We start from the raw sequence: 12,012 nt of genomic DNA, 5'->3' as shown, positions 1-12,012 counted from the left end.
TTTTTAAAGATTGTGATATTTTTTCTACAGTGATCATAATATTTATTTCGTTTTATTTTTAAATTTACATTCTTTTTACGTTATAATATAGAATTATTGAAGAAATTATTCGTCAATAGTACATCTGTCTACCTGAATTATGCTATGCAACACAATATTAATGAGATAAAAGAAAAACTTGATGAACTTACAAAACTAAAACACAATCGAGCTCAAAGTGGCATGTCTTTGGGTTTTCAGCGTGTTTTTTCATTGTTGCCAATTCTTTTTCATTTTCACCACCCCAAACTTCCAGGCTATCTGAATGAAGATACACCATTGGGTATTGCATTTTATCAACCATCCAAAGAAATTATTAAACAGTTAAATAATGACTTTAATTTTAATGAGGTAAATAAAACAAATCACAGTGATATTTCTGCATTATATTCAATGGGCAGTACGTGTTCTATCGGACAATCTATCACTTCAGATCTAGATATATGGGTATGTATCGAAAATAATTTATCTACAGTTAAAAAGCAAGCATTAATAATGAAATGTCGATTGATAGAAGCTTGGGCTAAAAATCTCGGTGTTAAACTTACTTTATTTGTTGTTGATGTTGACCGATTTATTAATCAACATCATGAATGTCTAATGGGGGAAAACTGTGGCTCTGCCCAGCACATATTACTGCTTGAGGAATTTTATCGTTCAGCTAATCTTTTAGCAGGTAAACGATTATTGTGGTTTGCGGTTCCCTCTGATTTTACTGTCAATAATGTTACTTATCCAACCTACGAAAAATGTGTTCAAGCATTAGTTGTATCTAATATCATCAAACGTGAAGAATGGATTGATTTTGGATCGTTAACAGGGTTATCTGCCGAAGAGTATTTTGGTGCGAGTTTATGGCAATTATATAAAAGTATCGATTCACCATTCAAAGCTGTATTAAAAACATTATTGCTTGAAGCTTATTCTTCAATTTATCCAAAGAATAGACCTATCGCTTTTGAGATGCGGGAGTTCATTCAAAAAGGTGAAATCCATATGCATCATTATCTTGATTCATACTTAATGTTATTGGATCGAATCTCGAACTATTTGAAGGAGATAAGAGATTTTCAGCGTCTTGAGTTAGTTAGACATTGCTTTTATTTAAAAGTAAATGAAAAATTATCACAAAAATGTGATTTACAGTCTTGGCGGCGTGAAGTGTTAAATGAATTTGTTCAAAAGTGGGAATGGCGTAAACCATTATTGGAAAAATTAGATGCAAGTAAAACGTGGAAAATAGAACAAGTACGTGAAATACACGAAATATTATTACATACGATGATGACCGGTTATCGTAATTTGCTTAATTTTGGCCGTCGTAACAATCTAGATTCGCTGATCAGTCCACAAGATTTAGCGATATTGACACGAAAATTATATGCCTCTTTTGAAGTTTTACCCGGAAAAATATCCACATTGAAACTTAATATTTCTGATAATTTGCAAGAACAAGTATTAACTTTTATTCATGTTAAAGAAGATCGGATTAATCGAGCTGGGTGGTATGTTTATAATCACCCGCCCAAACTTAGTTCGATAGTTGGACACCAATATTTAGAATATAGTAAATATTTAGTTAAATTAGTTGGATGGTGTTACTTTAATGGTTTGATTTCAGATTCAACCCAATTTTATTATTATGATGGTGATGATCGAGATAACCAAAAAATTACTAAACTTATTAAAAATTTAAAAAATTACTTTCCGATTGATGTTCCAATACCAACTGAAGAACAATTATATGGGCCATGTGAAATACGACATTTAGCTATCGTATTAAATTTAGAAAATGATCCTACGATCAATTTAGAATTAGAAGACGAAATCAGCACTAATGTTTTAAATTATGGTAAACAAGAACTAAGCTTAGTTAGCACAATTGATTTACTTTATCGAAACTCATGGAATGAAATTCGAGTTTTACATTTTAGTGGTAGTTTGTGTGTGCTAGAAGCAATAAAAGCTTTACTTAATCGTATGCATAAAGATGCTGATTTACCTAATTTGGTTGAAATTTTTTGCTATAGCAATCAACTCAGCTATAAAATCAAAAACCAAATGAAGAAGTTGATGTATGATTGTGTCGATTTACGATTAACTACAACTAAAAATAATTTAACTCAAGTTAAACCACTGAGAATAGATGGAGAGTCTTGGTATTTATTTTTTGAACGATTTGGTGTTTCGTTCCATCAATTTGAAAATGCCATTGATTTTTATGGCGCAGTATCAAATAATAAAATTCAGGGTAGGCCACTAAATATTTTAGATGAAAGCAATGAATTACCAAAAGAAATAGATACTGTTGCTTATGAAGGTATCATTCAATTCTTTTTTGAAGATACCGCAAATGGATTTGATTTATATATTTTAAACGAGCATAATCAAATCGAAATTTACCGTAATTGTAACGGTTCCAAAGAAAGCATGGTTAAAGACATTAACGATTTTTATGTATTATCAGATGACCGCTTTACTTTTACCACCAGTAGTTCTGTTAATTTTAATTTGCCGCAATTTTACCAAATTACCTATAATGATGTTGGTAAACGTGAAATCTTCTTACTCAATTACTTTAGTTAAAAAAATATACTAAGAAAATTAAGGAACATAATTTTTTTAGTATTTAACGTGATAAAAAATAAAATAATTAGCTAAAGAAATGAAATTTTTATTAAAATAATGGGAACTTTTTTTTAATTTATGAATCTAACTGTTAGAGTGTACAATTTTGGGCCACACTAATAGTATTAACATGATGAGGAATGGCCTTTAATGGGGGAGCAACTAACAGACCAAGCTTTAGTTGAACGCGTTTTGAATGGAGATAAAAATGCGTTTAATTTACTTGTCGTTCGTTATCAAAATAAGCTAGCTCATTTGGTATCACGTTATGTTTTACCTTCTGAGGTCCCTGATGTTGTGCAAGAAACCTTTATCAAAGCTTATCGTTCGTTAAGCTCTTTTAAAGGGGAAAGTATTTTTTATACTTGGTTGTACCGAATTGCGGTTAATACAGCAAAAAATTATTTAATTTCGCAAGGTCGACGACCGCCATCTTCGGATATTGATGCTAGTGAAGCTGAAAGTTACGAAGGTGCTGACTCATTGAGAGATGTCGATAACCCAGAAAGTTTAGTTCTTTCTAAAGAAGTTGAAAAAGTTGTATTTGAAGCAATTGAAGCATTACCTTATGATTTGAGAACTGCTATCACATTACGTGAAATTGACGGTTTAAGTTATGAGGAAATTGCCGAAATTATGGGAACACCGGTTGGAACAGTTAGATCACGTATTTTTAGAGCTCGTGACGCTATTGATGAAAAAATTAAACCTTTAATTGGTTAAATAAATTAAGTAGCAAGAAATTTAAGGTATCTACTATGCAAATAGAACAGAAACAGCAACTTTCATTATTAATGGATGGTGAGTTAACTGATCAACACGTTGTTGAGATGGTTAGCCATGATGAAAGTTTGCAATCCTGCTGGCATCGTTATCATATTGCAAGAGACGCAATGCGAGGAGAATTGCACGGTAGTTCATTAACATTAGATATTAGTAATCAAGTTGCTTTGGCGATTGTTGATGATGATTTATACCCACAATTAACTGAGCAACCATCTCAAAATGAGATTTCAATTCCTAAAGCTGAAAATCTATTTTGGGTAAGGATCAAAGACGCCATGGTTAAAGTTAGCCAGGTTGGACTAGCTGCTTGTGTTACATTAGCAATTATTGCTGGTGTTCAATATCATCAAGGTCAGTCAGATGATACAGGTTTAATCCCGACACTTAATACTGTACCTATGGGTGTTAGTGTTGCACCTGTCGGTGGAATACAACAACATAATAATCAGCAATTACTTGAAAAAAGACAATATGATAAGATTCGATTGTTGGTTCAAGATTATGAATTACAAAAAAGGTTAAATGCCCATTAAATAAATATGAATTTTTTATTTTCTTTAATAAATTTTAAATTAAAACAGAGTAATAATTTTATTATTACTCTGTTTTTTATATTGTTTTCTACATCAGTGATAGCGACTGAAACAAATGAAGCATTAAACTTATTAAATAAAATGAGTAAAGCAGTGCAAACAAGTGATTATCAAATGCACTTTGTATCTCAAGATAGAGAGCAATTTACAACAACCTTTGAATATAATCACTTAGGTGCAGTTAAAAAAGAAAATATCAATGCTCAGTTACTTTATCTTGAAGGGCCGGAAAAAGAGATCATTTTACATAACGATACTACCAGTTATTTTCAACCGGATAGTCCTTCATTTTCGATTGCGAGTTCTCGTATTTCTGAGGCTTTTCCTGACGTTGTCTATAATGATTTTAACTCGTTAGCAAGTATTTATGACTTTATTTTATTAGGTAAAACAAGGACAGCCAATCGTAGTGTCCAATTAGTTAAAGTAATTGCTAAAGATAGAGATCGTTATAGTTATGTTATCTGGATCGACGATGAAAATTTTCTACCATTGCGAATAGACTTAATCGATGATGATAATGACATAGTTAATCAATTAAAAGTGTTAGATATTGATGTTAGTTTTGATGCCAAAAAATTTAAAAATTATATTGATAACCGAACCTATCCAATTCTATTATCAATTGAAAAACAGAATAATTTACTTGATGCTTGGCGTTTAGCATGGTTGCCAAAAGGATTTAAAGAAATTGCCGCTTATAATGTCAATTTTTATAGTTCTGATATAGCGACCAAACTGTTTTCTGATGGTGTGTTTTCTTTTACGGTAAATGTCTCTTTAGAGCAGGCAAGCCAATCAAATCAACTTATTCAGCAAGGTGGGCGAACAATATTTTCGACTAATTTGGGAAGTAAGAATATTATCATTATTGGTAATTTACCCGAAGCCACGATTGAAAGAATTGCACAAAATATTGTTGAGAAATCACCGAAAACCTCTCGATAACACTATGCTTACTGACTATTAATGTGTAGAATGTTTGCTTCTATTTTCGTGATTATTTGATTTGTTATTTATAGCCAATAACATTAACGGTAATTAACAGTACATAAATAAAATATAACTTATTGATATGAATAAAAATATTCGCAATTTTTCAATTATTGCCCATATTGACCATGGTAAATCAACGCTTTCCGATCGTATTATCCAAATCTGTGGTGGACTTTCTGATCGCGAAATGGAAGCACAAGTTCTAGACTCAATGGATCTAGAACGTGAACGTGGTATTACAATTAAAGCACAAAGTGTTACTTTAGATTATCATTCTCAAGATGGCCAAACATATCAGCTCAATTTTATTGATACTCCAGGACATGTTGACTTTTCCTATGAAGTATCTCGTTCTCTAGCCGCATGTGAAGGCGCCCTACTAGTAGTTGATGCTGGACAGGGGGTTGAAGCACAAACCCTAGCTAACTGTTATACTGCACTTGATATGGATCTTGAAGTCGTACCTGTACTTAATAAAATAGACTTACCGGCAGCTGAACCTGAACGTGTGGCCGAAGAGATTGAAGACATTGTTGGTATAGATGCCAGCAATGCAGTAAAATGTTCAGCTAAAACTGGAGTTGGTGTAGTTGACGTACTTGAACAACTTGTTCATGATATTCCTGCTCCTGAAGGGGATTCTAATGCACCACTACAAGCACTTATTATTGATTCATGGTTTGATAACTATTTAGGCGTGGTATCACTAATTCGTATCAAAAATGGTGAGTTAAATAAAGGTGATAAAATCAAAGTGATGAGTACCGGCATGACTTATCATGTTGATCGTTTAGGCATCTTTACACCAAAACAAGTTGATAAAGACTGTTTACATTGTGGTGAAGTAGGTTGGGTGGTTTGTGCAATTAAAGATATTTTAGGCGCACCTGTAGGTGATACATTAACATCAGCTAGAACGCCTGCAGATAAAGCCTTACCTGGCTTTAAAAAAGTGAAACCACAAGTCTATGCTGGATTATTTCCAACTAGCTCTGATGATTATGAAGCATTTCGCGATGCATTAGGTAAATTAAGCCTTAATGATGCCTCTCTCTTTTATGAGCCTGAAAATTCTGGTGCTTTAGGATTTGGTTTCCGTTGTGGTTTTCTTGGTTTATTACACATGGAAATAATTCAAGAAAGATTAGAAAGAGAGTATAATCTTGATCTAATTACTACTGCACCAACTGTAGTTTATGAAGTTTTAACTACACAAAATGAACTTATCTATGTCGATAGCCCAGCAAAACTACCGGCAGTCAATAACATTCAAGAACTGCGAGAACCAATTGCTGAATGTAATATATTGGTCCCACAAACGTATTTAGGTAATGTAATTACTTTATGTGCTGAAAAACGCGGTGTACAAATTAATATGGTTTATCATGGCAATCAAGTAGCATTAACTTATGAGATTCCTATGACCGAAGTTGTTTTAGACTTCTTCGACAAACTAAAATCAACTTCGCGCGGATATGCTTCATTAGATTACAGTTTTAAACGTTTCCAAGTTGCTGACATGGTCAGACTGGATGTATTGATTAACAGTGAACGGGTTGATGCGTTGGCACTTATTACCCATAAAGATAATGCACCTTATCGTGGGCGAGAATTGGTTGAAAAAATGAAAGATCTTATCCCACGTCAACAATTTGATATTGCTATTCAAGCAGCAATTGGAAATCATGTTATAGCTCGTTCTACAGTAAAACAATTACGTAAAAATGTTTTAGCCAAATGCTATGGTGGTGATGTAAGTCGTAAGAAAAAACTTTTACAAAAACAAAAAGAAGGTAAAAAACGCATGAAACAAGTAGGAAATGTAGAATTACCACAAGAAGCATTTTTAGCGATTCTGCATGTGGGTAAAGATTAATTAGTTAAAGAGGGAAAAAAATGGCTGGAACATTTGCCATAGTATTAACATTAGCAACATTTATTACGGCGATTTTCTGGTTTTTAGAGAAATTTCGATGGAAACCAGCAAGACAGCGTAAAGTTGAAGAAGTGCGTAAAGCCCATAATGGTCAGATAGATGGCAGAATCCTTGCAGAAGTTGGAAAACCAAAAGGCTGGATTGAAAGCTTAGCATCATTCTTTCCTGTTTTGTTTGTGGTATTTGTTATTCGCTCATTTATTTATGAACCTTTTCAAATTCCATCGGGCTCAATGATGCAAACTTTATTAATAGGTGACTTTATAGCAGTGGAAAAATTTTCTTATGGTTTAAAAAATCCTATTAATAATAAAGTATTAATTCCAACTGGAACACCAAAACGTGGAGATATTGCCGTGTTTAAGCACCCTAACATACCGCAAATGGATTTAATTAAACGTGTGGTAGGTTTACCTGGCGATAAGATTGTTTATTTGGTGAATGAAAAGAAAATACTTATTTATCCTGCTTGTCAACCATCCGATAACAACTGTTTTGGGCAACGAGCTCAACCATTAGATTTGCACTATACTCAGCCAAAAGCAAGCAATTGGAAACAAGTACATGAGAAAAGCAAATCTAATCCAAATTTCTATACTTTGGAGCAATATAAGGATAAAGGTATTGTTGATTCTCAAACTAGGATTTCATTAGATATGAGAATTCAACAAGAAACATTAGGTGATAAGGAACACAACATTCTAACAACACAGGGTATAACGGAAGATCCAAATTATTTCTATCACCAAGAGGGTCAACCAGTAGCAACTTGGGTAGTACCACAAGGTAACTACTTTATGATGGGGGATAATCGTGATAATAGTGGTGATAGTCGATATTTTGGTTTTGTACCTGAAGAAAATTTTGTTGGTCGTGCAACAGCTATTTGGATTAGCTTTGAAAAACAACCTGATGAATGGCCTACGGGAATTCGATTCAGCCGTATCGGTGGGATCCACTAACTGCGATGACTATGAAAAATTTGAATCATCTACAAAAATCTATTGGTTATCAATTTAAAGATATAACTTTACTTCAATTAGCATTGACACATCGCAGTGCTAATAAGATGCATAATGAACGTCTTGAATTTTTAGGGGACTCGATTTTAAGTTTTGTTATTGCAGATGAGCTTTATCATCGATTCCTAAAGCAAGATGAAGGTGACCTTAGTCAAATGCGAGCCAGTCTAGTTTGTGGACAGACCCTTGCTGAAATGGGTAAAGAATTCAAACTCGGTGATCATTTAATATTAGGTCAAGGTGAATTGAAAAGTGGTGGTTTTCGTCGGGAGTCAATTATCTCCGATGCGGTAGAAGCCATTATTGGTGCTATTTATCTGGACAGTGATATTGAAAACATCCGTCGCTTAATCTTATCTTGGTATCAAACTCGCCTAAATCAAATTCAACCAGGTGTTAAGCAAAAAGATGCTAAAACGCGGTTACAAGAATATTTACAAGGTATACGAAATGAAAGACCTTGTTATTTAATCCTTGAAGTAACGGGTGATAATCATGAACAAGAGTTTTTGATTCAATGTAAAATTGAAAACGATGATCACCAATATTTGGGGCGAGGTTTAAGCCGTCGTAAAGCTGAACAAGCCGCAGCTCAAGAAGCTCTAAACCAATTAGGTATAAAATGACAGAATCAAAACAACATTGTGGATTTGTTGCGATAGTTGGCAGACCAAATGTCGGCAAATCAACATTATTAAACCAATTACTTGGGCAAAAAGTATCTATCACTTCACGTAAGGCGCAAACCACTCGCCATCGTATTGTCGGAATTGATACCCAAGGTGACGATCAAATTATCTACATTGATACACCAGGCTTACATATTGAAGAAAAAAGAGCTATCAATCGCTTAATGAACCGTGCTGCTAGCAGTTCAATTGGTGATGTTGAATTGGTTATCTTTGTTGTGGAAGGTACACACTGGAATGAAGACGATGAGATGGTTGCCGGTAAACTTAAGGATTGTAAAGCACCTATATTATTAGTGATCAACAAAATTGACAATGTAACCGATAAAACCCAACTACTACCGCATATACAAGAAATTAGTCAAAAAATTAATTTCCTAGATGTGGTGCCAATTAGTGCCGAAAAAGGTGAAGGTGTTGACATTATCAAAAATATTGTTAAAAAACATTTACCTATTGGTCAACACCATTTTCCAGAAGATTATATTACTGATCGCTCACAACGCTTTATGGCATCAGAGATTATCCGTGAAAAATTAATGCGTTTTTTAGGCGATGAATTACCTTATTCTGTCACGGTTGAAATTGAGCAATTCAAAGTTGACGAACGTACCGGTATGTATCGCATCAACGGTTTAATCCTAGTTGAACGCGATGGACAAAAGAAAATGGTTATTGGTAATAAAGGTGAAAAAATCAAAAAAATCGGCATTGAAGCTCGCAAAGATATGCAACTCTTTTTTGACAACAAAGTCCATCTTGAATTATGGGTAAAAGTAAAAGCGGGTTGGGCTGATGATGAAAGAGCACTGCGTAGCTTAGGTTATAGTGACGAATAATCTAAATCTTTTAAAAAAAGATTCAGGAAAAGTTTTGTCTGAACCATTTAAATTTCTGAATCTTTTTTAAATGGTTTGCCCTTTTTCAATTTGATAAGGCAGACAGATGCTATTAGGAATTATCTCTCCATCAAGCCTTTTTAACAGTAATTCAGTGGCGACTTTACCTATTTCGAATCGAGGCGTGATCACAGTAGCAATATTTTGTTTATTGGCTCGGCCAACCTCTAATCCATGAAATCCTGAAATAGCGATTTGTTCCGGAACAGGGATGCTATAATTTTGGCATTCAAGTAAAACACCAATGGCCATATCATCGTTAGTACAAAATACGCCATCCATATTCGGATATTCTTGTATTGCTTTATGAAAGAGATGTTTGCCTAAATCGATAGATGAAATCGAATTTGGTAAAATTTGATGGGGAACCAATTTTGATTGCTTCATTGCTTGCTCATAACCGTGATAACGCTGACTATCTCGCACGCTAGCAATTGAGTTAAAATAGATAATATTTTTTTTACCGGAGGCAATCATCTGCATTGTCATGTCATATGCAGCTTTTTGGTTATCAAATCCAACTTGAATATCAAAAAACGTATTGGTGATATCCATTAACTCAATAACAGGGATCTTAGCTGTCTTTAAATATTCAAGCGTAGTTGTTGTATGTTGTTTTTCCATCAAAACTAATGCGTCAATATTATAAGATAGTAAATTGATAATTTTCTCTTCCTCAATTTGCTTATCATAATTGTAATTAGTAATAATGGTTTGATAGTGATGTGTTGACGCGATTGATTCAATACCAGCTAAAACTTCTAAAAATATTTGATTTTTAAATGATGGAATGGCGATACCGATACAACGGCTACGAGAACCTAACATGATTTGTGGGGCAAGATTAGGTATATAATTAATTTCTTTTAGTACTTTGGCAATTTTTTCTCTATTTTTTTCTGATATTTGATTAGGATTTTTTAAATAGCGACTAATTGTCATTTTAGTCACACCAGTTAAATCTGCAATATCTTGTAAACTAATGCGTTTATCTTTCATAAATCGTTATTTAAAGTAATTATTTAAAAGAAAGCGACTATTTTATCAGTAAAATAGCAAAATAAATAACATTAGTTATCTTTAATTAAATGAAAAAGGTAATAGTCACTATTACCTTTTTATTGAAAATAGAGATTATTTTTTAGGTGCTTTAACATTAGCCATAAGAACGACGGATAATACTAAAGCTGCGCCCATAAAAATATAAGATGCTCCTGCACTACCGGTTGCAGCATTGATAACACCAACTAACCATGCGCCAATGAATGCACCAAGCGCACCAAAACTATTAATTAAACCAATTGAAACACCCGAAACATTACTAGGTAATAGTTCAGGAATTAAGGCAAAAAACGGTCCATAAGGTGCATACATACATCCTGCTGCGATAGATAATAAGATGAAGCAGATCCAGAAATGTTCGGCACCAAGTAAATAAGCGGTAAAGAAAGCAATAGTCGCAATTAACAATAACGGCCAAACAAATAATTTTCTGTTTTGAAGTTTATCAGAATAAAAAGAGACAATTAACATCATTGCAATCGCAACAAAGTAAGGGATAGCCGCTAACCAACCAACTGAAACGATATCAACATTACCGGATGCTTTAATGATAGATGGCATCCACATCATAAAACCATACACTCCAATGCTCCATAAAGCATGTACTGCACAAAGTTTAATTACATTACCTGAACGAAATGCTTCACCATAATTACGCATTGGTTTGATATTTTGCTGCTCTTTATCCATTACTGCTTGGAATTCAGCTTTTTCTGCGTCGGTTAACCATTTCACTTCTGATGGTTTATCTCTGACCAAAATCCACCAAATTACGGCCCATAAAACGGCTGGTAAACCTTCAATAACAAACATTTCACGCCAGCCATAAAGGTCTATAAGATGAGCTGAAACAATAGACATCCACAATACTGTTACTGGATTTCCTAATATTAAAAACGTATTGGCTTTTGAGCGTTCAGCTTTTGTGAACCAAGTACTAATATAAATTAACATTGATGGCATCACAGCAGCTTCAACAATTCCTAAAACAAAACGTATCGCCATAAGTGAAGGAATGTTACTGACCATTCCAGTTAATGCTGCACACAACCCCCATAAAATAAGGCAAACAAAAATCAGTTTTCGAACACTTTTTCTAACTGCGTAAATAGAACCTGGAACTTGGAAGAAAAAGTAACCAAGAAAAAACAATGCACCAATTAATGATGATGTACCTTTAGTAATTCCTAAATCATCATTGATACCGGCTGCAGCGGCAAAACCATAATTTGCACGATCTAAATAAGCTAGACTATAAGTGATAAAAATTATTGGCATTAATCTCCACCATCTCGATGGTGCTAATCTTTTTGTTATATTCATATTCATTCCCTTTATAAACTAAATAAAATCCTAGATAAA

At 33.7% G+C, this 12,012-nt stretch carries 10 protein-coding genes; 8 read left to right on the top strand and 2 right to left on the bottom strand.

The window, feature by feature from the left end; translation table 11 throughout:
* Positions 1-144 precede the first annotated feature (144 nt).
* From B6C99_RS08110 to era, 8 genes are all read left to right on the top strand, one after another.
* A complete protein-coding gene (locus tag B6C99_RS08110; protein WP_086359379.1) occupies positions 145-2,625 on the top strand; it encodes a class I adenylate cyclase in 2,481 nt (826 codons plus the stop codon).
* Positions 2,626-2,817: 192 nt separating this feature from the next.
* Positions 2,818-3,390 (top strand): RNA polymerase sigma factor RpoE, encoded by a 573-nt coding sequence (gene rpoE / locus B6C99_RS08105; protein ID WP_086359378.1) that lies wholly within the window; start codon positions 2,818-2,820, stop codon positions 3,388-3,390.
* A gap of 35 nt (positions 3,391-3,425) precedes the next feature.
* Complete coding sequence (locus B6C99_RS08100) at positions 3,426-3,986, top strand: RseA family anti-sigma factor (RefSeq protein ID WP_086359377.1); 561 nt, start codon at positions 3,426-3,428, stop codon at positions 3,984-3,986.
* A gap of 6 nt (positions 3,987-3,992) precedes the next feature.
* Complete coding sequence (locus B6C99_RS08095) at positions 3,993-4,994, top strand: MucB/RseB C-terminal domain-containing protein (protein ID WP_086359376.1); 1,002 nt, start codon at positions 3,993-3,995, stop codon at positions 4,992-4,994.
* Positions 4,995-5,121: 127 nt separating this feature from the next.
* A complete protein-coding gene (gene lepA, locus B6C99_RS08090) occupies positions 5,122-6,918 on the top strand; it encodes a translation elongation factor 4 (protein WP_086359375.1) in 1,797 nt (598 codons plus the stop codon).
* Positions 6,919-6,938: 20 nt separating this feature from the next.
* The gene (gene lepB / locus B6C99_RS08085) at positions 6,939-7,940 is read left to right on the top strand and encodes a signal peptidase I (RefSeq protein ID WP_086359374.1); all 1,002 of its coding nucleotides are present in this window, start codon (positions 6,939-6,941) and stop codon (positions 7,938-7,940) included.
* An 11-nt stretch (positions 7,941-7,951) separates the two neighbouring features.
* On the top strand, positions 7,952-8,626 hold the full coding sequence (rnc, locus tag B6C99_RS08080; RefSeq protein ID WP_086359382.1) for a ribonuclease III: 675 nt from the start codon (positions 7,952-7,954) through the stop codon (positions 8,624-8,626).
* The gene (gene era, locus B6C99_RS08075; RefSeq protein WP_086359373.1) at positions 8,623-9,528 is read left to right on the top strand and encodes a GTPase Era; all 906 of its coding nucleotides are present in this window, start codon (positions 8,623-8,625) and stop codon (positions 9,526-9,528) included. Before rnc ends, era begins: the two co-directional genes overlap by 4 nt.
* Before the next feature lie 66 nt (positions 9,529-9,594).
* On the opposite strand, the gene B6C99_RS08070 is transcribed toward era, so the two are convergent.
* On the bottom strand, positions 9,595-10,587 hold the full coding sequence (locus B6C99_RS08070; RefSeq protein ID WP_086359372.1) for a LacI family DNA-binding transcriptional regulator: 993 nt from the start codon (positions 10,585-10,587) through the stop codon (positions 9,595-9,597).
* A gap of 135 nt (positions 10,588-10,722) precedes the next feature.
* Entirely contained in the window at positions 10,723-11,973 is a 1,251-nt protein-coding gene (locus tag B6C99_RS08065; RefSeq protein ID WP_086359371.1) for an MFS transporter, read from the bottom strand.
* Between the last annotated feature and the right edge of the window lie 39 nt (positions 11,974-12,012).

The organism is Gilliamella sp. N-G2 (genome assembly GCF_002142215.1).
GTDB lineage: Bacteria > Pseudomonadota > Gammaproteobacteria > Enterobacterales > Orbaceae > Gilliamella.
The sequence above is the reverse complement of the archived record's forward strand: the minus strand, read 5'-3'. Positions and strand labels throughout refer to the sequence as shown.

Excerpts from the sequence above, each read along its gene's own strand:
- B6C99_RS08110 (WP_086359379.1), top strand. The coding sequence starts at position 145 with ATGCAACACAATATTAATGAGATAAAAGAAAAACTTGATGAACTTACA.
- B6C99_RS08070 (WP_086359372.1), bottom strand. The coding sequence starts at position 10,587 with ATGAAAGATAAACGCATTAGTTTACAAGATATTGCAGATTTAACTGGT.
- B6C99_RS08100 (WP_086359377.1), top strand. The coding sequence starts at position 3,426 with ATGCAAATAGAACAGAAACAGCAACTTTCATTATTAATGGATGGTGAG.
- era (WP_086359373.1), top strand. The coding sequence starts at position 8,623 with ATGACAGAATCAAAACAACATTGTGGATTTGTTGCGATAGTTGGCAGA.
- B6C99_RS08065 (WP_086359371.1), bottom strand. The coding sequence starts at position 11,973 with ATGAATATAACAAAAAGATTAGCACCATCGAGATGGTGGAGATTAATG.
- rnc (WP_086359382.1), top strand. The coding sequence starts at position 7,952 with ATGAAAAATTTGAATCATCTACAAAAATCTATTGGTTATCAATTTAAA.
- B6C99_RS08095 (WP_086359376.1), top strand. The coding sequence starts at position 3,993 with ATGAATTTTTTATTTTCTTTAATAAATTTTAAATTAAAACAGAGTAAT.
- lepB (WP_086359374.1), top strand. The coding sequence starts at position 6,939 with ATGGCTGGAACATTTGCCATAGTATTAACATTAGCAACATTTATTACG.
- rpoE (WP_086359378.1), top strand. The coding sequence starts at position 2,818 with ATGGGGGAGCAACTAACAGACCAAGCTTTAGTTGAACGCGTTTTGAAT.
- lepA (WP_086359375.1), top strand. The coding sequence starts at position 5,122 with ATGAATAAAAATATTCGCAATTTTTCAATTATTGCCCATATTGACCAT.